General features: G+C 63.7%; 24 protein-coding genes and 1 tRNA gene. 10 read left to right on the forward strand and 15 right to left on the reverse strand.

The annotated features are described in order from the left end of the window. The coding region (locus tag Q8S60_RS03590) for an NAD(P)/FAD-dependent oxidoreductase (protein WP_305668374.1) at window positions 1-544 on the reverse strand (544 nt) is incomplete at its 3' end. A 114-nt stretch (window positions 545-658) separates the two neighbouring features. Between Q8S60_RS03590 and Q8S60_RS03595 the strand changes: the two genes are divergently transcribed. Both Q8S60_RS03595 and Q8S60_RS03600 read left to right on the forward strand, forming a co-directional pair. Beyond that, window positions 659-1264, forward strand: coding sequence for a TetR/AcrR family transcriptional regulator (locus Q8S60_RS03595; RefSeq protein ID WP_305668375.1), 606 nt, complete (start codon window positions 659-661; stop codon window positions 1262-1264). Between the two features lie 125 nt (window positions 1265-1389). Beyond that, a complete protein-coding gene (locus tag Q8S60_RS03600; protein ID WP_305275631.1) occupies window positions 1390-1869 on the forward strand; it encodes a carboxymuconolactone decarboxylase family protein in 480 nt (159 codons plus the stop codon). Between the two features lie 8 nt (window positions 1870-1877). Here Q8S60_RS03600 and Q8S60_RS03605 read toward each other — a convergent pair whose 3' ends face one another. Continuing rightward, window positions 1878-2396, reverse strand: coding sequence for a PAS domain-containing protein (locus Q8S60_RS03605; RefSeq protein ID WP_305275632.1), 519 nt, complete (start codon window positions 2394-2396; stop codon window positions 1878-1880). A gap of 125 nt (window positions 2397-2521) precedes the next feature. On the opposite strand from Q8S60_RS03605, the gene tsaE reads away from it, so the two are divergent. From tsaE to trxA, 6 genes are all read left to right on the forward strand, one after another. Further along, a complete protein-coding gene (gene tsaE, locus Q8S60_RS03610; protein WP_305275633.1) occupies window positions 2522-3016 on the forward strand; it encodes a tRNA (adenosine(37)-N6)-threonylcarbamoyltransferase complex ATPase subunit type 1 TsaE in 495 nt (164 codons plus the stop codon). Then, window positions 3013-4101, forward strand: a complete 1089-nt coding sequence (locus Q8S60_RS03615; RefSeq protein WP_305275634.1) for an aminoglycoside phosphotransferase family protein — start codon at window positions 3013-3015, stop codon at window positions 4099-4101. The genes tsaE and Q8S60_RS03615 overlap by 4 nt, the downstream gene beginning before the upstream one ends. Then, window positions 4098-4808 (forward strand): nucleotidyltransferase family protein, encoded by a 711-nt coding sequence (locus tag Q8S60_RS03620; RefSeq protein WP_305275635.1) that lies wholly within the window; start codon window positions 4098-4100, stop codon window positions 4806-4808. The genes Q8S60_RS03615 and Q8S60_RS03620 overlap by 4 nt, the downstream gene beginning before the upstream one ends. A gap of 25 nt (window positions 4809-4833) precedes the next feature. Then, a complete protein-coding gene (addB, locus tag Q8S60_RS03625; protein WP_305275636.1) occupies window positions 4834-7839 on the forward strand; it encodes a double-strand break repair protein AddB in 3006 nt (1001 codons plus the stop codon). Next, window positions 7836-11300, forward strand: a complete 3465-nt coding sequence (gene addA / locus Q8S60_RS03630) for a double-strand break repair helicase AddA (protein ID WP_305275637.1) — start codon at window positions 7836-7838, stop codon at window positions 11298-11300. The genes addB and addA overlap by 4 nt, the downstream gene beginning before the upstream one ends. Before the next feature lie 122 nt (window positions 11301-11422). Beyond that, on the forward strand, window positions 11423-11743 hold the full coding sequence (trxA, locus tag Q8S60_RS03635) for a thioredoxin TrxA (protein ID WP_011995053.1): 321 nt from the start codon (window positions 11423-11425) through the stop codon (window positions 11741-11743). A gap of 52 nt (window positions 11744-11795) precedes the next feature. Here the strand turns inward: trxA and Q8S60_RS03640 are convergent, their stop codons facing one another. The 12 genes from Q8S60_RS03640 to aroA form a co-directional block, all read right to left on the reverse strand. Then, window positions 11796-13115, reverse strand: a complete 1320-nt coding sequence (locus Q8S60_RS03640; RefSeq protein WP_305276403.1) for a folylpolyglutamate synthase/dihydrofolate synthase family protein — start codon at window positions 13113-13115, stop codon at window positions 11796-11798. Between the two features lie 11 nt (window positions 13116-13126). Further along, a complete protein-coding gene (gene accD, locus Q8S60_RS03645) occupies window positions 13127-14041 on the reverse strand; it encodes an acetyl-CoA carboxylase, carboxyltransferase subunit beta (protein WP_305275638.1) in 915 nt (304 codons plus the stop codon). A gap of 11 nt (window positions 14042-14052) precedes the next feature. Next, window positions 14053-14892: a tryptophan synthase subunit alpha gene (gene trpA, locus Q8S60_RS03650; protein ID WP_305275639.1), complete on the reverse strand. Its 840-nt coding sequence runs from the start codon at window positions 14890-14892 to the stop codon at window positions 14053-14055. Next, the gene (gene trpB / locus Q8S60_RS03655; RefSeq protein WP_305275640.1) at window positions 14889-16136 is read right to left on the reverse strand and encodes a tryptophan synthase subunit beta; all 1248 of its coding nucleotides are present in this window, start codon (window positions 16134-16136) and stop codon (window positions 14889-14891) included. The genes trpA and trpB overlap by 4 nt, the downstream gene beginning before the upstream one ends. Continuing rightward, a complete protein-coding gene (locus Q8S60_RS03660) occupies window positions 16136-16783 on the reverse strand; it encodes a phosphoribosylanthranilate isomerase (protein WP_305275641.1) in 648 nt (215 codons plus the stop codon). Before Q8S60_RS03660 ends, trpB begins: the two co-directional genes overlap by 1 nt. 4 nt (window positions 16784-16787) lie before the next feature. After that, window positions 16788-17489: an orotidine-5'-phosphate decarboxylase gene (pyrF, locus tag Q8S60_RS03665; RefSeq protein WP_305275642.1), complete on the reverse strand. Its 702-nt coding sequence runs from the start codon at window positions 17487-17489 to the stop codon at window positions 16788-16790. Between the two features lie 69 nt (window positions 17490-17558). Continuing rightward, complete coding sequence (locus Q8S60_RS03670) at window positions 17559-17846, reverse strand: DUF1049 domain-containing protein (RefSeq protein WP_305275643.1); 288 nt, start codon at window positions 17844-17846, stop codon at window positions 17559-17561. 36 nt (window positions 17847-17882) lie between these two features. After that, window positions 17883-18215: an integration host factor subunit beta gene (locus Q8S60_RS03675; protein ID WP_011995061.1), complete on the reverse strand. Its 333-nt coding sequence runs from the start codon at window positions 18213-18215 to the stop codon at window positions 17883-17885. Between the two features lie 73 nt (window positions 18216-18288). After that, on the reverse strand, window positions 18289-19233 hold the full coding sequence (gene sppA / locus Q8S60_RS03680) for a signal peptide peptidase SppA (RefSeq protein ID WP_305275644.1): 945 nt from the start codon (window positions 19231-19233) through the stop codon (window positions 18289-18291). A gap of 151 nt (window positions 19234-19384) precedes the next feature. Beyond that, window positions 19385-21094: a 30S ribosomal protein S1 gene (gene rpsA / locus Q8S60_RS03685; RefSeq protein WP_305275645.1), complete on the reverse strand. Its 1710-nt coding sequence runs from the start codon at window positions 21092-21094 to the stop codon at window positions 19385-19387. A gap of 194 nt (window positions 21095-21288) precedes the next feature. After that, complete coding sequence (cmk, locus tag Q8S60_RS03690; RefSeq protein ID WP_305275646.1) at window positions 21289-21921, reverse strand: (d)CMP kinase; 633 nt, start codon at window positions 21919-21921, stop codon at window positions 21289-21291. Between the two features lie 17 nt (window positions 21922-21938). Further along, window positions 21939-23294 (reverse strand): 3-phosphoshikimate 1-carboxyvinyltransferase, encoded by a 1356-nt coding sequence (aroA, locus tag Q8S60_RS03695; RefSeq protein WP_305275647.1) that lies wholly within the window; start codon window positions 23292-23294, stop codon window positions 21939-21941. A gap of 208 nt (window positions 23295-23502) precedes the next feature. Between aroA and Q8S60_RS03700 the strand changes: the two genes are divergently transcribed. Together Q8S60_RS03700 and Q8S60_RS03705 are read left to right on the forward strand one after the other, a co-directional pair. Further along, window positions 23503-23898, forward strand: coding sequence for a TIGR02300 family protein (locus Q8S60_RS03700; RefSeq protein WP_305275648.1), 396 nt, complete (start codon window positions 23503-23505; stop codon window positions 23896-23898). Between the two features lie 118 nt (window positions 23899-24016). Further along, a tRNA-Ala gene (locus tag Q8S60_RS03705) sits at window positions 24017-24092 on the forward strand. Window positions 24093-24417: 325 nt separating this feature from the next. Here Q8S60_RS03705 and Q8S60_RS03710 read toward each other — a convergent pair. Continuing rightward, window positions 24418-24564: helix-turn-helix domain-containing protein (locus Q8S60_RS03710; RefSeq protein ID WP_305668376.1), on the reverse strand; the 147-nt coding region annotated here is incomplete at its 5' end.

The following is a 24564-nucleotide window of genomic DNA, read 5'->3' on the forward strand; positions in this document are numbered from 1 at the left end:
GCGTGTCGCGCAATCGCGAGCCCGCGCCGTCGGCCGCGATGAGATAGTCGCAGGTGAGGGCGTCGCGCGTGCCGTCCTCGGCCTCCAGTTGCGCCGTCACCCCGTCCGGCACTTCCACCAGATCGGCGCAGGTGACGCCGCGCGTGAAGGCTATGAGCGGCTCGGCGGCAATCGCCTTCGCCAGCGCCGCCTCGAATTTCGGCTGCGGAATATTGGTGAGCGGGTAGGGCGTGTCGCTGAGCGCGCTGTCGTCCTGCCGTTCATAGGGGAGCGCGCCGAATTCCGTACCCGTCAGTGTACCAACGAAACGCACCCACCCGGCATCGTTGGCGCTCGCGCCCTCCCGGCGCAGTCCTTCCGCGGATACGCCCACGCTCTCGCAGATTTCGAGCGTCCGCGGGTTCACCGCATGGGCCTTCGGCGCCGTCATTGGCTCCCGCCGCCGGTCGATCAGCCGCGAGCGGATGCCGTGCCGCGCCAGCAGCAGCGCCGAAAGCTGGCCCACGGGGCCTGCGCCGGCGATCAGGACGGGAATGCGGGACATGGCGCGCCTCAAATATGAGAGTACTCTCATATTTGAGATACATCTCATAAATGACTTTTGTCAACCCGCAATCCGCGCTAGTCTCGCCTCATGCGGCACGGACATTTTCAGGATTTGACGGCAGGCCGGGGCAAACGCGAGCGCACCCGCTCCGCGCTTCTGGACGCCGCTGTCGAGGTCGTCGCCGAAAAAGGCGTGGAAGCCGCGAAAATCAGCGACATCACCACCGCCGCGGGCCTCGCCAACGGCACTTTCTACAATCATTTCAACGACAAGGACGAAATCCTCCGCGAAGCCGCCTATGGCATCGCCTTCGAGGTCGTCCGCCGCCTGGACGCGGAAATGGAGGGGATCGACGACGCCGCCATCCGCGTCGTCACCGCCACCACCCGTTTTGTCTCGATCCTCACCGCCGAGCGCGACTGGTCGGCCGTCCTCCTCGGCGGCGCCGACCGCCTCCCCGATTTCCGCGAAGACCTCTATCGCTACCTCCGCTCCGACCTCGAGCGCGGCGTCGCCCAGAAAAAATTCGACGTCGAAGTCACCACCTTCCTCATCGACCAGGTCGTCGCCCTCATCGCCGTCGCCGTCCGGGCACAACTTCACACCGCTCCCGACCCCCGCCTCACGCGCGAGGTCTGCGGCAGCGTCCTCCGCCTCCTCGGCATGACCCCTTCGAAGGCGGCGAGGGCGATCGAGGCAGCCTCCCGGCAGGGATGAAAATCGGTCCGTGACATTTTTATGACAGTATGATGACAGTCGCGGGATAAACCCCGCTTTATCCCCGGTCACACCCGGCTCCGCCGCCTCGTCTTCCTTGTGAACCCCAACCCAAGGAGGCCCGAATGTCGTCCCATCTCACCCCCCGCATGAACCCTTACAAGGCGTCGCCGGCGGCCTACAAGCCGCTCCTGGAACTTCAGGCGTATACGGACAAATGCGGTCTCGAACACTCGCTTCTCGAGCTCGTGAAGACCCGCGCGTCGCAGATAAACGGCTGTGCCTTCTGCCTCGAAATGCACACGCGCGAAGCCCGCGCCGCCGGAGAAAGCGAAACCCGCCTTTATCTTCTCGACGCATGGCGCGAGTCGCCGCTCTACACGAACCGCGAACGCGCCGCGCTCGAATGGACGGAAGCGGTGACGCTGGTCAGCGAGACCGGTATCCCCGACGCGGCCTGGGAGGCCGTCAGGCTTGAGTTTTCCGAAAGCGAGATCGTCGATCTCACTGTCGCCATCGGCATGATCAATGTCTGGAACAGGCTTGCCGTCGGCTTCCGCGCACTTCATCCGGTAACGGAGGAACAGCAGCGCAAGGCGGGCTGAAAACCCCGCTAAACCAGCGTCGAAGCGCTCTTGGCCTGCACGGCCTGGTAGTCGAAGGTGAAGACGGAGAGGATCATGTTGACGGTCTCGCCGTCATCCGACAGCGGCAGATAGAGACTGTCGAAATAGTCGTATCCTTCGGCGAGCCAGGCCGCCTCGCCATGCGCCCGCATCGGCACGCGGTCGCGCGCCGCCTTGCGGTGAATGGCCTGCACGCCTTTCACGGCGCCCGGTCCGAACGAACGGAATGCCTGCTCGATCGTCTGCCCCGTTCCGTCGGCGCCGAAATAGCGCGCGACCTTCGTGCCGACCAGCCGGTAGCGAAAATCCCGGAACTCCGGCAGCACATCGAGAATGATGACCCAGCCGAGATATTCCTTGAGCTCGAGCGGGTTGATGTCCGCGCGCGACGGCATCGTCCGCGTGCCGCGCTTGGCGTTCCAATAGTCGAGCACAGCCGCGAGCACCGGCTGCTCGACATGCGTCGGACAGATTTCGGCCTCTGTCCTCTGCAGCATTTCCGTCATGGAATCGCTCCTCCAACCCCGCCGCGAGTCTCCTCCCTGACCGTTAAGAAGCCGCTAAGGGAAAGACCCCTTCCGCAAAACAGTACCCGCTTGTTGTCGCTCGGCCTCCCGCGCTACAAAGCCATATGGTTGTGAAAAGCGAGGCAATCCTTGAGTTTGAGCTGCCCTCCGCGGCTGCCACCGCTCGCCTCGGCGAGGCGCTGGCGGGGCTTGTGGACGTCGGCGATCTCATCCTCCTGCGCGGCGATCTCGGCGCCGGCAAGACCACGCTCGCCCGCGCGCTGGTGCAGGCGCATCTCGCCCGTCACGGCCTCGCGGAAGACGTTCCCTCTCCGACCTTCACGCTTGTCCAGACCTATGAAAGCCCTTCGCTGCTTCTCACACATGTCGATCTTTACCGTATCGAGGACGCCTCGGAACTCCGCGAACTCGGCCTCGCCGAGGCGCTCGACGAAGGCGTGGTTCTGGTCGAATGGCCGGAGCGCGCGGAAGAGGAAATGCGCCGCCTCTCGCCGTCCCGTCTCGACATCTCCCTCTTTCTCGTGCCAGAAGGCATGCATCGCGCGCGGATCGAGGCTACGGGCAGTTGGACCGCGCGGCTTGAGGGGCTGACGATTTGAGTTCATCACGCGAGGAAACGATCCGCGCCTTTCTGGCGTCGGCTGGCTGGAGCGCCGCCCTGCGGCGCCCGCTCGCGGGCGATGCGTCGACGCGCCGCTATGAACGCCTCGATCTGAACGGTCACCCCGCCGTGCTGATGGATTGGCCTTGCGGGCCGGACGCGCCCGTCGTCCCGGGCCGCGCCGCCTACAGCCGTATCGCCCATCTCGCGGAAGACTGCCGTCCCTTCGTCGCCATCGGCGAGCATCTCCGCCGTCTCGGCCTCGCCGCGCCGGAAATCTACGCCGCCGATCTCGACAACGGTTTGCTGCTGCTCGAAGACCTCGGCGACCACGTCTATGGCGCGCTGATCGAGCGCGGTTCGGGCCCTTCCGGCGAAGAACTGGATGAACTCTATCGCGCAGGTATCGAAACGCTGCTGCGCCTGCAATCCGTGCCGGCGCCTGCCGCGCTTCCCGTCGGCGACGGCAGCGAGCACGCGATGCCGCATTTCGACGACAGCGTCTATCGCGCGGAACTCGATGTGATCCTCGACTGGTATTTTCCGGTCGTTCTCCAGGGCGAAGCATCGCCCGCGATGCGCGAGGATTATCACGCGCTCTGGACCTCGCTGCGTTCGCTGGTGGATGCCGGCGTGCCGACGCTTTTCCTGCGCGACTATCACTCGCCCAATATGCTCTGGCTCGGCGAACGTCAAGGTTCCGCCCGTGTCGGTCTTATCGATTATCAGGACGCGCTCATCGGCAACCGCGCCTACGACGTCGTTTCCTTCCTGCAGGACGCGCGTCGCGACGTACCGCCCGAACGCGAACGGGCAATGCTCGCGCTCTATATCGACCGGGCGAAGAGCGAACTCGCCGGCTTCGACGAGGAGCAGTTCCGCGCTTCCTACGCCACGTTGGGCGCGGAGCGCGCGCTTCGCCTGATCGGCCTTTGGCCGCGCCTGCTGAAGCGCGACGGCAAGCCGCAATACATGGCCCACATGCCACGCACGATGGACTATCTCCGCCGCAACCTCGCGCATCCGGCATTGGGCGACCTGAGTGCATGGCTCGACGCGCATGTACTGAGCCGCACATCATGAAAATTGCAAAAGCGATGGTGATGGCGGCGGGCAAGGGCACGCGCATGCGGCCCCTCACAGACACCATGCCGAAACCGCTCGTGCCCTTCGCCGGCAAGCCGCTTATCGATCACGTTCTCGACCGCCTGGAAGAAGCGGGTATCGAGGAGGCGATCGTTAACGTCCATCACTTCGCCGATATGCTGGAGGCGCATCTTTCAAAAAGGAAGAGCCCGCGTATCGTCATCTCGGATGAACGCGCCGCTTTGCTCGATACGGGCGGCGGCGCGAAGAAGGCGCTGCCCCTGCTGGGCGACGAGCCGATTATCACGTTCAACTCGGATTCGGTCTGGATCGAGGGCCTCGGCTCGAACCTGCGCGATCTGATGGCGGCTTTCGATCCCGGGCGCATGGATGCGCTGCTGATGATCGCCGACGCGGCGCGCACCATCGGCTATGTCGGACGGGGCGACTTCACGATGGATCCTTATGGGCTGCTGGCCCGCCGCGAGCCGTCGACCACCGTGCCTTTCATGTTCGCGGGCGTCCAGATCGTGAAGCCCTCCCTCTTCGCGGACGGCCCCGATGGCCCCTTTTCCACCAATCTGATCTGGGACCGCCTGATCGAAAAAGGCACGCTTTTCGGCCATCGCATGGGCGGCGTCTGGATGCATGTGGGCGCGCCCGACGACCTCGCCGAGGCCGAAGCCTTCCTGCGGGATTTGTGACGCGCGCCGCGCTACCATGGGCGCCATGCGGGCCGATTCCCTGAACCTCTTCACCATGCCGCCCGGCACGCCGTTCCTCGAGCGGCTGGCCGCGACGCTGCTTGAGGACGCCTCGCTTGGCGGGCGCTTCGCGGGCGGACCGGCGCTTGCGGACGTGACGATCCTGCTGCCGACACGGCGTTCCGTGCGCGCGCTCGGCGAAGCCTTCCTGCGTGCCGGCGGCGGTGCCGCGCTCATCCTCCCGTCGATCCGCACGCTCGGCGACGTCGACGAGGAAGAACTGATCCTCGACCCGCGCGGCCTCGGCCGCGAAGCGCTTGAACTGCCGCCCGCCATGCCAGGCCTGGAACGCCAGCTGCGCCTCGCGCGGATGATTATCGAGGAGCAGGGTTACGACGAGACGCGCGCGCTTGCCCTCGCTGCCGATCTCGGCCGCTTTCTGGACATGGTGCTCACCGAAGATGCCGACCTGACGCGCATCTCCGATCTCGTGCCGCAGGACTTCGCGGACCATTGGCAGGTCACCATTGATTTCCTGAAAGTGCTGACGGCGCGCTGGCCGGAGGAGCTGGCAAGGCTCGGTTACATCGAACAGGCGGAGCGCCGCAACCTTCTGTTGCGGGCGCAAGCGGCCGCGTGGGAAGCAGGGCCACCGCACGGGCCCGTCATCGCCGCCGGTTCGACCGGCTCGATCCCCGCCACCGCGGCGCTGCTGCGAACCGTCGCGCATCTGCCTTCCGGCGCCGTGGTGCTTCCCGGCCTCGACCTCGATCTCGATGACGAAAGCTGGGAAATCGTCGGCGAACCCGGCACCGCCTCCCACCCGCAATACGGCATGAAGAAACTCCTCGCGCAGCTCAATGCCACCCGCGCCGATGTCGATATCTGGCCTGGCGCCGAAATATCTCCGCGCGCCGCCGCTCGCGCGAGGTTGCTCTCCGAGGCGTTGCGGCCCGCCGAGACGACCGAACGCTGGCGCAACCGTCTTACGGCTCTTGGCGAGGCCGCAAAAGACGGCCTGAATGGTCTCTCGCTGATCGAGGCCCCGGGCGAACGCGACGAGGCCAGCGCCATCGCGCTTCTGATGCGCGACGTGCTTGAAACGCCCGGCAAGACCGCCGCGCTCGTCACGCCCGATCGAAAGCTCGCCCGCCGCGTCGCCATGGAGCTTCGCCGCTGGAAAATCGACGTGAATGATTCCGGCGGCGAGCCTCTCGCAAAGACGGCGCCCGTCGCTTTCCTTCGTCTCATCGCGAATATGGTCGCAGAAGATTTCGCGCCCGTCGCGCTGCTCGCCTGCCTCAAGCACCCGCTGGCGGCGGCGGGTGAAGACCCTGCAAGATTCAGGGCGCGTGTCAGGCTTCTGGAACTGCACCTTCTTCGCGGGCCTCGCCCCGCACCCGGCATCGAAGGCCTTCGCGCCGCCTGCCGGACGATCGAAGGAAGCGACAAGGAGCTTGCGGAAATTTCCAAACTGATCGACAGGCTGGAGCGCGGCGGCGCGCCCCTGTTCGACGCCATGAAGGAAAGGAATGCCGCAGCCGGCCTGGTTCAGGCGCATATTGAAACCGCCGAACGTCTTGCCGCGGCAGATCGGACAACCGGTGCCGACCGCCTATGGAAGGAAGAGGCAGGTGAGGCGGCGTCGGATTTCATCCGTGAGTTGATCGAAGCAGCACCTTCCTTCGGTGACCTCGACCCTCGCGCCTATCCGCGCTTCTTCGACGAACTGCTGAGCGGTCGTGTCCTTCGCCCGCGCTGGGGCACGCATCCGCGCCTCTTCATCTGGGGCCCGCTCGAAGCGCGACTGCAGCATGCCGATCGCATGATCCTCGGCGGTCTCAATGAAGGCGCCTGGCCCGCGGAAGCGAATATCGATCCCTGGCTCAACCGGCCTATGCGCACGGCCATGGGCATCGAACCGCCGGAACGCCGCATCGGCCTTTCGGCACACGATTTTGCGGAAGGGGCGGCGGCCGGCGAGGCCATCCTGACGCGGGCGCTGAAGGTTGAAGGCGCGCCGACCGTTGCCTCGCGCTGGTGGCTCCGTCTCGCGAGCCTGCTTCAGGGCATGGGACATGAAAAAGCGGTTGCGGCGCCCGAATGGTGGAGGTGGGCGCACAAGCTGGACGAACCGGCGAAGCTGCTCACGCCGGTCCGTCCTCGCCCGATGCCGCCGCTCGATGCGCGGCCGCAAAAATTTTCGGTGACCGAAATCGAAACGCTGATCCGCGATCCCTATGCGATATATGCAAAAAAGATCCTCCGTCTCAAAGTGCTCGACCCGATAGATGCGGACATCGCGGCGGCCGAACGCGGCACGATCATCCATGAAGCGCTCGAAAAGTTCGTCGAAACCTATCCGAAGGAGTTGCCGGAGGACGCACTGGGGAAACTCATTGGGATCGGCGAAAATGTTTTCAGGCATGCGATGGATCGTCCGGGTGTCGCGGCGTTCTGGTGGCCGCGCTTCCAACGGATCGCGAGGTGGATCGTGGAATACGAGCGCGAGGAGCGCGCCGGCCTGCGCCACGTGCATGCAGAAGCGCGCGGCGAGATCGTGATTGGTGAACTGGCGCGGCCCGTCGTCCTGACCGGCAAGGCCGACAGGATCGATGAGCGTGACGACGGCATGGTCAACATCGTCGACTACAAAACCGGCACCGTTCCGAGCGCAAAGCAGGTCGAAATCGGTCTCACGCCCCAATTGCCGCTCGAAGCCGCGATGATGGCGAAAGGCGGTTTTCAAAAACGCGACGGTTCGCCCATCCCGGCGGCCAAAGCCGCACGGCTCGTCTACCTGCGCCTAACGGGCGGCGAAACGGCGGGAGAGGTCCGTGCCATCCCGGACGAAGGTGGCGACCTTGCAGACAACACCTATGCCTGGTTGGTCGACCTGTTGCGCCAGTACGAAGCGGAGGCGACGCCCTATCTGTCGCGTCCGCGCCCGATGTTCTGGGGGCGCTATGGCGACTATGATCATCTCGCGCGCGTGAAGGAGTGGTCGGCGACGGAAGGTGAGGGAGAATGAGCGCCGCTCCAAAAAGGAATTCCGGCACCGACGATGCGCAACGCCGTGCCTCTCATCCGGAAACGTCGGTCTGGGTTTCGGCCAATGCAGGCTCGGGCAAGACCCACGCGCTGACGACACGCGTCGCGCGCTTGCTGCTTGCGAATACCGATCCGCAACGCATCCTCTGCCTGACATTCACGAAGGCGGCCGCCGCCGAAATGTCGGCCCGTCTTTACAAGCGTCTCGGCAGCTGGGCGATGATGCCCGACGATGCGCTCGCGGATGAAATCCGGGAGGTCGAAGGCAACGCACCGGACGCGGCAAAGCTGAATGCCGCCCGCAAGCTTTTCGCCCGCGCCATTGAAACGCCGGGCGGTTTGAAAATCCAGACGATCCACGCCTTCTGCGAAAGATTGCTCGGCCGCTTCCCGCTGGAAGCTGATGTGCCGCCGCAGTTCGAAATTCTCGACGATCGCAGCGCGCAGGAACTGATGGATGAAGTGCGTGACGCTGTCCTGCGCCGCGCCGGTGCAGAGGCGGCCACAGAGCTCGGTCGAGCTCTCTCTCATGTCGTCTCCCGTGTCGATGAACTCGCTTTCGGTAAGCTGCTGAAAGAGGTGACGGATCAGCGCGGAAACTTCGCGAAGATGATGGATCGCTTCGGTGGCCTTGAAGGCATTCATGCCGCCATCCGCATTGCGCTTTCGGTTGGGATGGACGAGACCACCGGTGGTCTGCGCGATGAAATGGCCGCGCTGCCGGAAGCGGCGATGCGCGCCGCTGCGGCCGTCCTCGCGGGCGGCAGCAAGACGGACGTGAAATGCGCGGAAGTCCTGCATGGGTTTCTCGCCGCGCCGGCGGTGCGGATCGAAAATCTCGATACCTATCTCGGCATTTTTCTCACTAGGGAGATGAAACCCCGCGCCCGCCTGATAACGGCGGCTCTCGCGAAATCGCGGCCGGATGTCGAGCAGGCCCTGCTGGCCGAGCAGGAGCGTATCGTCGGCCTTCATGCCCGTCTTCGCGCCATCGGCGTGGCGGAAGCCACCGAAGCCATTGTGACGCTCGCCGTCGAAATTCTGGAGGCGTTCGGTGCCGCGAAACGTGCCCGCGCCCTGCTGGATTATGACGACCTGATTTCCAGGACGCGCGACCTCCTTACCGTCAGCACGATGGCGCCATGGGTGCTTTACAAGCTCGATGGCGGCATCGATCACATATTGGTGGATGAGGCTCAGGACACGAGCCCCGAGCAATGGGACGTGATCGCGCGTCTCGCCGATGAATTTCTCTCCGGCAGCGGTGCGCGAGGTGCCGTGCGGACGATCTTCGCCGTCGGCGACGAAAAGCAATCCATCTTCTCGTTTCAGGGCGCCGATCCGGCCCGCTTCGACGATATGAAGCGCTATTTCGAGAAGCGGGTGAAGGCAGCGGCGCAGAACTGGGATTATGTACCCCTCACGCGCTCCTTCCGCTCCGTGCCCGAGGTTCTCGCCGCCGTCGACAAGGTCTTCGAGCCGCTCGCCGCGCGCAACGGCCTCACCGCATCCGGCGACATCGACATCCATATCGCACACCGCGAGCTCGATGCCGGTCTGGTGGAAATATGGGACCTTGAGGAACCGGACGAGGGAGAGGAGGCGAGCCCCTGGGACGCACCGCTCGACTACATGACGGAAGCCGCGCCGATGGCGAAACTCGCGGCGCGCATCGCATCGACAATTCGCGGTTGGCTCGACAGTAAGGAAGTGCTGGTTTCCAAGGGCCGCCCCATCCGTCCGGGCGACATCCTGATCCTTGTGCGGCGGCGCAACGCATTCGTCGGCGAAATGGTACGGCATCTGAAGGATCTCGGGGTTCCCGTCGCGGGAGCCGACCGCATGGTGCTGACAGAGCAGCTCGCCGTCATGGATTTGCTTGCGCTTGCCCGCTTCGTGCTGCTGCCGGACGACGATCTGACACTGGCGACCGTGCTCAAGAGCCCGTTTGTCGGACTCACCGAAGACGAACTGTTCGATCTTGCGTGGAAACGCAAAGGCACGCTCTGGCGCGCCCTGAAGGAAAAGGCCGGAGAGAGCGAACGCTATACCGGGGCTGTGGCCTTCCTCTCGCGCCTGCTCGAACGCGCCGACTACGAACCGCCTTATGAATTCTTCGCTCACGTATTGGGTGGTGAGGCGGGCCGTACGCGTCTTCTCGCGCGGCTCGGGCCGGATGCGGCCGATCCGATCGACGAGTTTCTCTCGCTCGCGCTGGAATTCGAACGGAGCCACGCACCTTCTCTCGAAGCTTTTGTACATTGGCTTGAGCGCGGCGCCTCTGAAATCAAGCGCGATATGGATCAGGGCCGCGACGAAGTGCGCGTGATGACAGTGCATGGCGCGAAAGGACTGGAGGCTGAGATCGTTTTCATGCCGGATACCTGCGCCGCGCCCGGCGGCGCACACGATCCGGCCCTTCTCTCTCTGCCCGCGCTTGGACAGGATGGACCGAAGCTCCTTCTCTGGCCCGTCCGCAAGAAAGATGAGGATGATGTCAGCGCCGGCGCGCGGGCCTTGCAGAGAGAACTTCAGGCCGCCGAATATCGCCGCCTGCTCTATGTCGCGCTCACCCGGGCGCGCGACCGGCTCTACATATCGGGCTATCGCAATGCCACGCCGCCCTCGGCCGAGTGCTGGTACGAAATGGTCTGCGGAGCGCTGAAGCCTGCGGCGCGGGAAATCACCTTGGCCGATGGCAATCGTATCTGGCGGATCGAAGGCGAGCAGCGGCGGCAGGTGGAGACGGAAGTTCCGCCCGCCGCAGGACAATCGCCGGCATTGCCGGGCTGGGCGCATCGCGATGCGCCGGAGGAACCGACGCCTTCCCGACCGCTCGCGCCCTCGCGCTTGCCGCCGGAGGGGCTGGCGGAACCCGCCGTTCTGTCACCGCTGGCCGGCGACAACGCAAACCGCTTTCGTCGCGGCAGCCTCATTCACCGGTTGCTCGAAACGCTGCCGGAGATCGATCCCGGCGAAAGGCGTGCGGCGACGCAGCGCTTTCTCGCGCTGCCTGCTCACGCGCTGGACGACGCGCAGCGGAACGAAATCGAAAGCGCCGTCTTCCATGTGCTCGATGATCCGCGCGTCGCGCATGTTTTCGCAAAAGGAAGCCGTGCGGAGGTACCGGTCGCGGGGATGATAGATGTCGGCGGCCGTCCGTTGCTCGTCGCCGGCCAGATCGACCGCCTCTGCGTGACGGGAGAAAGTGTCACCGTCATCGACTACAAGACCAACAGGCCGCCGCCGGCAACGCTCGATGCGGTGGCACCCGCCTATGTCGCCCAGATGGCCGCCTACCATGCGTTGCTTGCCGCGATCTACCCCGGCCGTGCGATTCGATGCGCATTACTCTGGACGGACGGGCCGATGTTCATGGAATTACCCGCGGAAATGCTGGAAAAAGCACTGAAGGCGGCAAGGCCTGCGGCAATCCGGTAGCCTTGACCTTGTGGTGGGTCGTTCCTAGATTCAAGCAAACGTGAACTTGTAACCCTCGCATTCGCGCCTTTGAAGCGCGCGCCCCGCCCGGCTCCCGAGCGGTGGCCAGAAAGGAAGAAGATATGGCGACCAACAAAGTGACCGATGCATCGTTTGAAGCCGATGTGCTCGATGCGGCCGGCCCCGTTCTGGTCGATTTCTGGGCGGAGTGGTGCGGCCCCTGCAAGCAGATCGGTCCGGCCCTGGAAGAGATCGCGAAGGATTACGGCGGCAAGCTGACGATCGCCAAGATCAACATCGACGAAAATCCGAACGTCCCGACGAAGTACGGTGTGCGCGGTATTCCGACGCTGATGATCTTCAAGGACGGTCAGGTCGCGGCGACGAAAGTCGGTGCATTGCCCAAGGGCAAGATCGTCGAATGGATCGACAACTCGCTCTGAGAGGAGCGGCACGAATACCAATGGCCGGTCCGGAAGGACCGGCTTTTTTCGTTCAGGAATTCTCTCTCAGCACATATCCGGCAAGATAGAGCGAACCGCAAACAAGAAGGCGTGGCGTCGCCCGTCCCGCGGCGACGATAGCGCGCTCCAGGGCCTGGTTGAGATTTGCGGCGGGCGTTGCATCGAGCCCTGCATCATGCGCGGCCTCGGCAAGCTTGTCGGCGGGGAGACCCGCATCCGCGCCGGGAATGGCGACGGTTTCGACATGCGCGGCGAGACCGCGAAACGGCGCGAAAAAGCCCGTCGCATCCTTCGTATCGAGCATGCCGCAAATCAGTACCAGCGGCCGCACATCGTCATGCAGATCGCGCTGGGCGAGATCGGCCATAGCCTCAGCCACGGCCCGGCCCGCAGCCGGGTTGTGGCCTCCATCGAGCCAGACCTCGGTACCCTCAGGCAGGTGCGAGAATAGGGGGCCATGCGTGAGCCGTTGCAGCCGCGCAGGCCATTCCACTTCCGTCAACCCGCGTGCGATGGCGTCCCGTTCGAGCGGCAGCACGCCGGCCTGCCGCAATGCGCATATCGCTATGCCTGCATTATCGATCTGATGGCGTCCCACAAGGCGTGGCAGCGGCAGGTCGAGGAGCCCGGCTTCATCCTGATAGATCAGCGCGCCGCCTTCTTCATGTGCCGTGAAGTCCTGACCGTGAATGAAAAGCGGTGCGTCCGTTTTCTCCGCTGCCATCTCGATTGCGATGCGGGCTTCGTCGCTTTGCGGTCCAATGACGGCAGGCACGCCCCGCTTCAGAATGCCGGCCTTTTCCGCCGCGATCAGAGCGAGCGTATCCCCGAGAAACGACTGGTGGTCGAGATCGACCGGCGTGATGATGCTGACGGCCGGTTTCGCTACCACATTCGTGGTGTCGAGCCGCCCGCCCATGCCGACTTCAAGGATAAGCGCATCGGCGGGCGCGCGGGAAAAAGCGAGCAGCGCCGCCACCGTCGTGATTTCGAAAAACGTGATCGGCTCGCCGCCGTTTGCGCTTTCGCATTCTGCGAGCAGCTGAGCAAGGTCTTCTTCGTCGATCGGTACGCTCTTCGGGCGTCCGGCAAGCCGGATGCGTTCGTGAAAGCGGACGAGATGCGGTGAGGTATAGCTGTGGACGGCATAGCCGCCGGCCTCGAGAGCGGCCCGAAGATAGGCGGAGACGGATCCCTTGCCGTTTGTGCCCGCCACGTGAAAAACGGGCGGCAGGGATCGTTCGGGATTCCCCAACGCATCGAGAAGCCGCCACGTACGGCCCAGCGAAAGATCGATGAGCTTGGGATGGAGCTTCGTCAGTCGCTCCAGAATGATATCGCTCGATGTGATAGTGCTGTCGTTCACGGTGCCGGCTGCGAGGCCAGCATTGCCGGCACATTGGCGCTCTGCTGCTTTGTACTGCGCGGACGGTGCGTCATCAGGCGCACGAGCCGGGCGAGCGTGTCCTTCAGCTTGTGGCGGTGAACGATCATGTCGATCATGCCATGCTCGAACTGGAACTCGGCCGACTGAAAATCATCGGGAAGCTTCTCGCGGATCGTTTGCTCGATGACGCGGCGGCCGGAAAAACCGATCAGTGCCTTCGGTTCGGCAATATGCACATCGCCAAGCATGGCATAGGAAGCAAGCACGCCACCGGTAGTGGGATCCGTCAGAACGACGATGAAGGGAAGGCCAGCTTCACGCAGAAGCTGCAGAGCTACAGTGGTGCGCGGCATCTGCATCAGCGAAAGAATACCCTCCTGCATGCGCGCCCCGCCTGCTGCGGTCAGGAGAATATAGGGCAGATTCTTTTCCAGCGCCGTTTCCGCGCCGCGGATGATGGCTTCGCCAGCCGCCATGCCGAGCGATCCGCCCATGAAGGAGAAATCCTCGACCGCGATCACCGTTTCAACGCCGTCGAGCGGTCCGTGCGCGACGGTCACGGCATCGTCGCGGCCCGTCTTCGCACGCGCTTCCTTCAAGCGGTCGGGATACTTCTTCTGATCGCGGAATTTCAGGGGATCGAGCGCGACTGAATCGATGGCAATCGTCTGGTACTCGCCATTGTCGAACAGCGAGGCGAAGCGTTCCTTGGTGCCGAGGCGCATGTGATGGTCGCAGTTTGGACAAACGCGCATTGCCGCTTCGAGGTCGCGATGGAAGATCATCTCACCGCAGGAGGAACATTTGTGCCAGAGATTATCGGGTGTCGTCGACTTCTTGGTGAAGACGCGCTGTATCTTCGGACGAACGACGTTGTTGATCCAGTTCATGCTTGATCTCCCTATTCCGCCGCCGCCGCGCGCGCTGTGTGAACACCGTCGGCGAGCGACCGGACAAAACCGAGCACGCGCTCCACGGCGCCAGGCTTCACGTTGCCATTGCCGTCAATCTCATGCGCAATGGCATCCACGATAGCCGAACCGACCACGGCACCGTCGGCCGTCCGTGCGATTTCTGCCGCCTGTTCCGGTGTGCGGATACCGAAGCCGACGGCCACCGGCAAGGAGGTATGCCGCTTGATGCGCGCCACCGCATCCGCGACGTTCCGCGCCTGCGGGCTTGCGGATCCCGTGATGCCGTTGATCGAAACGTAATAGACAAAACCTGAGGTGTTCGCGAGTACGGCGGGCAGGCGTCTGTCGTCCGTCGTCGGCGTTGCAAGGCGGATGAAATTGAGCCCCGCCTTGATCGCGGGCTCGCACAGTTCGTCGTCTTCCTCGGGAGGAAGGTCCACTACGATGAGCCCGTCGACGCCGGCATCGATTGCCTTCGCGAGAAAGATGTCGACACCCATGTGATAGATCGGATTGTAGTAACCCATCAGCACGATGGGCGTTTCGGCATCGCTCTCGCGAAAGAGGCGCACGAGTTCCAGTGTCTTCGTCATGCGCGCACCGTTGCGAAGCGCGCGTTGCGTGGAAGCCTGGATCGCCGGCCCGTCTGCCATCGGATCGGTAAAGGGCATGCCGAGTTCGATGACGTCGGCGCCCGCCGCAGGCAGGCCCTTCAGCACACTGAGGGTTGTATCGAAATCCGGATCGCCGGCCGTGATGAAGGTGATAAAGGCTGCGCGGCCCTCTCCCTTCAATTGAGCGAAGCGTTTCTCAAGCCGCGTCGTCACAGCGTCACCCCCAGATGATCGGCGACGGCGAAGACGTCCTTGTCGCCGCGCCCGCACATATTCATCACCATCAGGTGATCCTTCGGCAGCGTCGGCGCGATCTTCGTCACGAAGGCGAGCGCATGTGCCGGCTCGAGTGCCGGGATGATCCCTTCGAGTTTGGAGCAGAGCTGAAATGCGGCAAGTGCTTCCTGGTCGGTCGCTGAAACATATTCCGCGCGGCCGGTCTCGTGCAGCCACGCATGCTCCGGTCCGATACCCGGATAGTCGAGCCCGGCGGAAATCGAGTGTCCGTCCTTGATCTGCCCGTCGTCGTCCTGGAGCAGGTAAGTGCGGTTGCCATGCAGCACGCCCGGCGCGCCGCCTTTGAGAGAGGCGCAATGCTCGCCGGTTTCGATGCCCCGGCCTGCCGCTTCCACGCCGTAGATTTTCACCGAGGGGTCGTCGAGGAACGGATGGAAGAGACCCATCGCATTCGAGCCGCCGCCGATGCAGGCGACGAGCGAGTCCGGCAAGCGCCCCTCGCGCTCCATCATCTGCGTCTTCGTCTCCTCGCCGATGATCGACTGGAAATCGCGCACCATCGCTGGATAGGGATGCGGGCCTGCAACGGTGCCGATCAGATAGTAGGTGTTCTCCACATTCGTTACCCAGTCCCGCAGCGCCTCGTTCATCGCATCTTTCAACGTGCCGGTGCCGGACGTAACGGGAACGACCTCCGCGCCGAGCAGCTTCATCCGGAACACATTAGGCTTCTGCCGTTCTATGTCCGTGGTGCCCATGTAAATGACGCAAGGCAGCCCGAAGCGCGCGCAGACGGTCGCGGTTGCAACGCCATGTTGTCCCGCCCCCGTCTCCGCGATGATGCGTGTCTTGCCCATGCGCCGTGCCAGCAATATCTGGCCGAGGCAATTGTTGATCTTGTGGCTGCCGGTGTGATTGAGTTCGTCGCGTTTGAGGTAAACCTTCGCACCGCCAAAATATTCGGTCAGCCGTTCTGCGAGATAGAGCGGGCTCGGTCGGCCTACATAATCGCGCTGCATGAAATCGATCTCGGCCTGAAAAGCCGGATCGGCCTTCGCCGCCGTATAGGCCTTGTCGAGATCGAGCACGAGCGGCATCAGCGTCTCGGCCACGAAGCGCCCGCCGAAAATGCCGAAGCGGCCCCGTTCGTCGGGTCCGCTGCGGAAGGAATTGGCTTTGCTTGCACTCACGCTGGCGACTTTCTCTCTCACAAGTTCCATCAGGCGTTCTTCGCTGCCCTGATAAAGGCTTCGATCAATTCTGGCGTCTTCCGGCCGGGCCCGTCTTCGACGCCGGACGATACATCGACGGCTTCCGCGCCTGTGATCCGGATGGCTTCGCCGACGTTCTCGGCGTTGAGGCCGCCAGACAGCATCCACGGCGTCTCCGGCCGGTGTCCGGCTATCAGCGACCAGTCGAAAACCAGGCCATTTCCGCCCGGCAACGCGCCCGCCATAGATTTAGGTGGTTTGGCATCGAACAGCAACAAATCGGCCGAATCTCGGTAAATAGCAGCCTTGAACGGGTCTTCCGGCTCCGCGATGCAGATCGCTTTCATCAGCGTCAGCCCGTAACGCGCCTTGATCTCGACCAGCCGTTCCGGCGGCTCGTCGCCGTGAAGCTGCAGAATGTCGGGCCGCAGCGCCGCCACCACGGCGTCGAGCGTCGCATTGTCGGCATCGACCGTCAGCGCCACCTTGAGAACGGAGGAGGGCGCGCACGACGCCAGCGCCGACGCCTTCTCGTAACTCAGATGCCTTGGGCTTCTGGAAAAGAACACGAAACCCAGATAGTCCGCACCCGCCGCGACGGAAGCTTCGATCGTCTCCCGTGTGGAGAGTCCGCAAATTTTTACGCGCGCGCTCATGTGTTCACGCGGCGAGGGAGCGGCTGATTTCGTCCGCCGCCGCGCGCGGGTCGCCCGCACCCGTGATCGGCCGCCCGATCACCAGCATATCGGCACCGAGCGCGAGCGCTTGCGAGGGCGTCATCACACGCTTCTGGTCGCCGACATCGCTCTTCTCCGGCCTGATGCCGGGGACCACGAGCTTGAAGTTCGGCCCGAGATCGCGCCGTAATGCTTCGATTTCATGTGCGGAGCAGACGACGCCGTCGAGCCCGGCCGATGCCGCCAGCGCCGCCAGGCGGCGCACATGGTCGCTCGGGCTTCCCGTTACGCCCGTGTCAGCGAGGTCCGAGGCATCGAGGCTTGTCAGCATGGTGACGGCGATGACGAAGGGACGCGTATCGCCAGCTTCCCTCGCGGCATCGGCCGCCGCGCGCATCATCGCTGCGCCGCCCGCCGCATGAACGTTGACGATGGCCGGCTTCAGCGGCAGCACGGCGCGAATGCCGCCCGCGACGGTATTGGGGATGTCGTGAAGCTTGAGATCGAGAAAGATCGGCACCCCGGTCTCCGCGACAGCGCGGTAACCCGCAGGCCCATGTGCATTGAAAAATTCCATCCCCAGCTTCGCCCCGCCCACGCTCCCCTTGAGGGCGCGCGCAAGCGCCACCGCACGGCCGATATCGGTCGTGTCCAGCGCGCAGAATATGGGGTTTTCGAGTTTCATCAGGCGCTTGCCCTTCGATTTTCCGGCGCCTTATACCAGATAAAGCGTCTGGACGGGCGAGATTTTGGGCTAATCGCGCAAGGCGGGCAGCCCGCTTGTCTGCGGTGGTGCGGCTTTTGTCCGCGTGGCCTTTCGTTTTGCCTGCGCCCATGCGCCCATGCCGCCGACCAGGATGCCCACCAGTACCGACACGAGCACGATCAGGAATAGCGGCACCTCGAGGCCGATAGCTGGCGAGACCGGGTCAAACGGGTCAAGGCTGAAGGTCACAGGCGCCCGGTTCGCGACCGCGAGCGCCATCGCCAGCAGAACAATCGGCGGCAGCACGATCCAGCGCAAGAGCTTCACGGTCATCATTCCAGTTTAGAAAGGTGAGAGAACGGCGATCCGCTCTCAATCGTCGCCGTCGTCGCTATCGTCGACCATCAGCTTGTCGTCGGCGATATCGGCATTATTGAGGCGTTCACGCAGTTCCTTGCCCGTCTTGAAGAAAGGCACGGACTTCTCGTCGACATGGACCGGCTCGCCCGTTCTCGGGTTTCGGCCCGTTCGCGCCGGCCGGCTCTTCACCGAAAAGGCGCCGAAACCGCGCAATTCCACCCGGTCGCCCCTGGCGAGAGCCGCACTGATCTCGTCGAATATAGTGCTGACGATACGCTCGACATCCCGCTGATAGAGATGCGGATTGGCCTGAGCGAGGCGGGCGACGAGTTCCGATTTGATCATATCTTTTACGTCCCCCGGCTCCGTCCACGCGGTTCCTTCGATCGCCACCGGAAGCGGTCGGGAACCCCTTGATTTAACGGTCAGGTTGCCAAACGCTGGTCAGACCGTCAAGTGTAAGTCTTTTTGCCTGTTGTGTTTTTCCGGTCAGCCCGTCGATAGCCGTCACGGCCGCTTCGCCGAGTGCCCGGCCCGTGAGGCTGGCCATGCCCAGGTCCGGATAGGCAGGGGTCCAGTCCCTCACCGGCAGCTTTGCGTCGATCGCATGTTCGCGGGAAAGCCATGCGATAGCCTCCTCCTCGGCGCCCAGTTCGTCGACAAGACCTTTCCGTACCGCTTGCCAGCCGGTATAGACGCGCCCGTCGCCCAGTGTGCGCGCGGTTGCGTCGTCCAGCTTGCGCCGCTCGGCAACGAGCCGCAGGAACCAGTCGTAGGAACTGTCGATCATCTCCCGGGTGACCTTGAGCGCTTCCGGGTTGGTCGCATGGAAAGGGCTCGGTTCGGCTTTGAGCGGTGAGGACTTTACCTCCTGCACCTCGACACCGATATTGCCCAGCAGCTTCTCAAGCTGCGCCCACTGGAAAACGACGCCGATCGAGCCTGTAATGGTGTTGCCGCGCGATACGATGTGATCGGCGGAAAGCGCGGCGATATAGCCGCCCGAGGCCGCGACCGTGCCGAGCACGGCAACAACGGGTTTTTTCTCCGCCAGTTCGCGCACGGATTCGTAAAGAGATTCGGCCCCGGTCGTGGTGCCGCCCGGGCTATCGATGGAGAGGATGACCGCGCGGACGCTGCGATCCTCACCGAGCTTTTTCAGCATTTCGTTCTGATGACGATCGTCGACGATCACGCCGTCGATGGTGACGCGGGCGATGTGGGCGCGCGGCAGATAGAAGCCACCTTCCGCCAGCAACGTCATGAGAGCGATAGCGGCGGCCAGGATGGCGGCGACACGCCAAAAAAAGAGGCGACGCTTGAGGCGCCGCCTGTCCGTGAGTGTATCCGCGTCGAGTGACACGTGGCTTTCCTCCGGGCAGAACGATTAAGGTCCGGAGCTTAAAGCGCCATCCGCAAAAGTGCACCCGCAAAGTACAAGTGATTTCCGGCTATGTCGTGCGCCGGGTGGCAGAGATTTGGGCGGAGCGGCAATGCCGCTCCGCCCGATCGCCTTACTTGTCGTCCGTGCTGGCCTTGTTGAGCGCCGCGCCCAGAATGTCGCCGAGCGACGCCCCTGAGTCCGACGAGCCATACTGTGCAACGGCTTCCTTTTCTTCCGCGATTTCCAGCGCCTTGATCGAAAGCTGGATCTTGCGGCCGGCGCGGTCGAACTGCGTCACGCGGGCATCGACCTTGTCGCCCACGGCGAACCGCTCGGGGCGCTGGTCGGCGCGATCGCGCGCGAGTTCCGCACGACGGATGAAGGCCGTCATGTTGTCGTCGCCGACCGAGACCTCGAGGCCGTTGTCGGTAACGCCCGTGACCGTGCAGGTCACGACGGCGCCCTTGCGGATGTCGCCGAGGCTTTCCATCGGATCGCCGCCGAGCTGCTTGATACCGAGCGAGATGCGCTCCTTCTCGGTGTCGACGTCGAGAACCTGGGCCTTCACGATCTGGCCCTTCTGGTAATCGGCCATGGCTTCTTCGCCCGGACGGTTCCAGTCGAGATCGGACATGTGCACCATGCCGTCGACATCCGCATCGAGACCGATGAACAGACCGAACTCGGTGATGTTCTTGATCTCACCTTCGACGACGGTGCCGACCGGGAAGCGTTCAGCGAAAGTCGTCCACGGATTGTCCATGCAGTGCTTTAGGCCGAGCGAGATGCGGCGCTTTACCGGATCGACTTCCAGCACCATCACTTCCACTTCCTGCGAGGTGGAAACGATCTTGCCGGGATGCACGTTCTTCTTCGTCCAGCTCATTTCGGAAACATGGACGAGGCCTTCGACGCCGGGTTCGAGCTCCACGAACGCACCGTAATCGGTGATGTTCGTGACGCGGCCCTTGAAGCGTGCCTCGAGCGGATACTTCGCCTCGACGCCTTCCCATGGATCGGCCTCGAGCTGCTTCATGCCGAGCGAGATGCGCTGCGTCTCATGGTTGACCTTGATGACCTGTACCTTGACGGTCTGGCCGATCGACAGCACTTCCGTCGGGTGGTTGACGCGGCGCCATGCGATGTCGGTGACGTGCAGCAGGCCGTCGACGCCGCCGAGATCCACGAATGCGCCGTAATCGGTGATGTTCTTCACCACGCCTTCGAGCACCTGGCCTTCTTTCAGGTTCTCCACGAGTTCCTGGCGCTGTTCTGCGCGGGTCTCTTCAAGCACGGCACGTCGCGAGACGACGATGTTGCCGCGACGCTTGTCCATTTTGAGGATCTGGAACGGCTGCGGGATGTTCATGAGCGGCGTCACGTCGCGCACGGGGCGAATGTCGACCTGGCTGCCGGGCAGGAAAGCAACGGCGCCGTCGAGATCGACGGTGAAGCCACCCTTCACACGGCCGAAGATCTGGCCGTCTACGCGTTCCTGCTTCTCGAATGCGACTTCCAGACGAATCCAGCTCTCTTCGCGCTTTGCTTTCTCGCGGCTGAGAACGGCTTCGCCCATCGCATTCTCGATGCGTTCGAGATAGACCTCCACCGTGTCGCCGACATTGAGAGCGGCGGGCCTGCCGGGGGTGGCGAATTCCTTGAGAGCGATGCGGCCTTCGGTCTTGAGGCCGACGTCGATGATCGCGAGATCGTTTTCAATGCCGACAACCGTCCCCTTGATGACGGAACCTTCCTGCATGTTGCTGTCCATGAAGGACTGCTCGAGAAGGGCGGCGAAATCTTCGCGGCTCGGATTGAGCGCGCTTGCTGTGCTAGCCAATGTGTAAAGTCTCCTGACGATGCTTATTCCGGCCGACGGTTGGGTCCGTGGGTCTTCCCCCGAAATCGTGAGGCGTTCGGGAGCAATTGGATTTGGGCTGTGTCTGTTAGAGGTTGAAACAACGCACGAAGCATCCGCGCGGTCAGTTCCAAACCAATAGGAAAAGGCGCGATCGCCGATAGGCGAAAACGCACTTAACTCATTGCTTTGTCTATGATCGCGACGGCTGCGCCGAACGCCGCTTCTATACTCAAATTGGAGGTGTCGAGCAAGTACGCGTCCGCCGCCGGCTTCATGGGGCTGGCGGCCCGTTCGGCGTCCCGCTGGTCGCGTTCGCGAATATCATCCAGAATTTGTGCCTCGCCGACCGCTGACCCCGATACCTTGAGTTCCAGCCAACGCCGCTGGGCCCTGACCTCCGGGCTCGCCGTCACGAATAGTTTCGCCTTGGCCTCCGGGCAGACGACAGTGCCGATGTCGCGTCCATCGAGGACGGCCCCGTCCTTGCCGCCCGGCGGGTTTGTCGCGAAATTGCGCTGGAAATGGAGGATGGCCGCCCTGACTGCCGGCATGGCGGCGACGATGGAGGCTGCCTCTCCCGCTTCCCTGCTGCGGATCGCCCTCTCGTCGATTCGGTTGACGTCGAGCGCCTTGGCGGCCGCGAGGGCCGCTGCCTCGTCGGCGGGGTTGCCGCCCGCCGCCAATACCGCCTGGCCCACCGCGCGATAAAGAGAACCCGTATCGAGATAGGCAAAGTCATAGTGCCGGGCCAGCTTCCGCGCGAGCGTCCCCTTTCCGGAAGCGGCCGGGCCGTCGATGGCGATCACGGTACTCGTCGCGCGGGTCACTGCGCCCGCCCGGCAAAGCTTGCGCCGAGACCCCGCATAAGCCCGGTAAAATTCGGGAAGCTTGTCGCGATCATGGATGCGTCGTCCACAGTCACCGGCTTTTGCGCTGCAAGCCCCATGACGAGAAAGGACATCGCAATACGGTGGTCCATATGCGTAGTCACATGGCCGCCGCCGCCGACCTCGCCGCCCCGTCCCTCGACCACCATGCCGTCGTCGCTTTCATGCACCTTCACGCCATTGGCGCGAAGGCCCGAAGCCGTTGCCGCGATGCGGTCGCTTTCCTTGACCCGCAATTCGTGAATGCCGAGCATGCGGGTCTCGCCCTCGGCGAAGGCGGCGGCAATTGCGAGTACCGGATATTCGTCGATCATTGAGGCCGCGCGCGCGGGCGGCACTTCGATACCCTTGAGGCGGCTCGCCCGCACCCTGAGATCGGCGACGGGTTCGCCGCCTTCCTCGCGCTGGTTCATGACCTCGATATCGCCGCCCATCTCCATAAGCGTCGTATAGAGCCCCGCCCGGTGCGGATTGAGCGTGATGCCTTTCACGACAATCTCCGAGCCCGGCGTCAGCAGGGCGGCCACGACAGGGAACGCCGCAGACGAAGGGTCGCCCGGCACCGAAATATCGCAAGGTTTGAGCTCCGGCTCGCCCGTAAGCCGGATGACGATGAGGCCATGCGGACCGTCCTCGACCTCGATATGGGCACCGAACGCGCGCAGCATGCGCTCGGTATGGTCGCGTGTCGGGGTCTCTTCGATAACGGTCGTCACCCCCGCCGCATTGAGCCCGGCCAGGAGAACGGCCGATTTGACCTGCGCCGAGGCGACGGGCAGCCGGTAGGTGATGGGGAGTGCCCGGCTCGCGCCGGTCAGCGTCAGCGGCAGGCGACCGCCCTCGCGGGCATGGAAAGTCGCGCCGGTTTCGGTCAGCGGCGCGATGACCCGGCCCATGGGGCGCCGGGAAAGCGATGCGTCGCCGATAAAGGTCGCGGTGATCGGGTGTCCGGCGACGAGTCCCATGACGAGCCGCGCGCCGGTGCCTGAATTGCCGAAATCGAGCGGTTGGTCCGGTTCCTTAAGTCCCCCGACGCCGACGCCATGGACCGACCATGTGCCGTCTGCATGCCTCTCGGCCTCCGCACCGAGCCGACGCATGGCTTCCGCCGTCGCCAGTACGTCCTCACCCTCCAATAGCCCCCGGATTCTCGTTTCGCCAACGGCCAGCGCGCCGAAAATGAGCGCCCTGTGGGAGATCGACTTGTCTCCGGGCACCGCAATGGAACCCGAAAGGGCAGCGGATGGCTCCGCGGTGAGACTTGCGCTCGAATGATTGGAGGGTGAGGCCAATTGAGGTCTGTATCCGGGCTATGTGGGGGTGCGCGGCCGGGCCCATCCCGGCTTGTGGGGCGAACCGCCACTTTCTGTACCGCAGCGCGTCGCGAATAGGTTTTGACAGGAGCAATTTAACGTGGCAATGGGAAAATCCTTCAAGGCCAGATATGCGCTCCTGTGGGGAGCGCTTCGAGACGCGATATTGACGCTGGGAGTGCCAAGCTTGTCGAAACCGGAGTTGGGAACAAAGCGCGATTGCCCGAGCTGCGGCGCGAAGTTTTACGATCTGAACAAGAATCCGGTCGTATGCCCCAAGTGCAAGCACGAGTATGTGCCGGACAGCGGGGCCAAAGCCAGACGCGCAAAGCCTGCGGAAAAGCCGAAAGAGAAGCCCGTCAAGCGCGCCGTGGTCGTGGACGACGATGACGGCAATGTCTCGCTCGATGCGATGCGCGACGATGAGTTGGCGGCAGATACCGATGATATCGATATCGATGTGGACGTCGATGTCGACGTTGAGGACGACGACGCCGACGATGCGTTCCTGCCTGACGACGAGGACGAGGACGACGATGTCTCCGGTATCGTCCGCGGCGGCAAGGGCGGCGACGAGGACTGATATCGGCGTAAAGCGAGAAATGCGGAACCGGCCAACTTTCTCTTGATCGGGAGAAAGAGCGGCCCTAAGTTCCGCCACCGTCGGCGTGAGGGACCCATCCGCGCGCCGGATACAAGGCGGGGCCATAGCTCAGTTGGGAGAGCGCTTGCATGGCATGCAAGAGGTCGTCGGTTCGATTCCGTCTGGCTCCACCAATCCTTTGACGCGCTGATCTGCCGCCATCCTGTCGTGTGACGGGCGGCAAGCCGGGAAGCCGGAAACCCTCGAATTTTTGATCTTTAGGCGGACGATGTGCGCGTCGCGACGTGGTGCCTGGCCCCCGCACATGCAGCCTTTTTGCGGGATCTGTCACCGAACTGTCATCAAACTGTCATCAATCAGTTTGGAGACCCCGGCATCGGCCTAACCGCCGGCGCCGCAGTGAGCCACGTCGGCCGCCGAGGGTGCCTCCCGGCCCATGGGTACAATGCAGGGCAGCGGTTGGCATGGCTAAGACGTTGAAGGGCCAGGCGCCGGTGCTCAGGCGCGCGGGATTTCCGCGATGTCGGAGAGGACCTGCAGGTCGAGAATCTCGAGAACGCCGGCCTGCAGGTGCATCGCGCCGGCCTGACGCAGCGCCGTCATGGTGCGGCTGACATGGACCTGCGTGAGCCCGAGCGCGTCGGC

Source organism: Parvibaculum sp. (genome assembly GCF_030694575.1).
In the GTDB taxonomy this organism is placed as follows: Bacteria; Pseudomonadota; Alphaproteobacteria; order Parvibaculales; family Parvibaculaceae; genus Parvibaculum.